The following is a 350-nucleotide window of genomic DNA, read 5'->3' as shown; positions in this document are numbered from 1 at the left end:
GTCTGTGGGATATGCTGACCCATCCGCGCTACGGCATGGGGAAACGTCTTGGTGCAGCAGATGTGGATAAATGGACGCTGTATGTCATCGGCCAGTACTGCGACCAGTTGGTACCGAATGGTTTTGGCGGCACGGAGCCGCGCATCACCTGTAATGCCTGGCTGACCACACAGCGTAAGGCGTGGGATGTGCTCAGCGATTTCTGCTCGGCGATGCGCTGTATGCCGGTATGGAACGGGCAGACTCTGACGTTCGTGCAGGACCGACCGTCGGATAAGGTGTGGACCTATAACCGCAGTAATGTGGTGATGCCGGATGATGGCGCGCCGTTCCGCTACAGCTTCAGCGCC

At 58.6% G+C, this 350-nt stretch carries 1 protein-coding gene; it reads left to right on the top strand.

Annotation, left to right across the window (positions count from 1 at the left end; genetic code table 11):
* Positions 1-350: phage tail protein (locus HEN21_RS23650; protein WP_286192520.1), on the top strand; the 350-nt coding region annotated here is incomplete at both ends.

It is taken from the genome of Escherichia sp. 93.1518 (assembly GCF_013368915.2).
Classification (GTDB): Bacteria; Pseudomonadota; Gammaproteobacteria; order Enterobacterales; family Enterobacteriaceae; genus Escherichia; species Escherichia ruysiae.
Note: the sequence above shows the minus strand (reverse complement) of the source record. Positions and strands in the feature narration are given on the sequence as shown.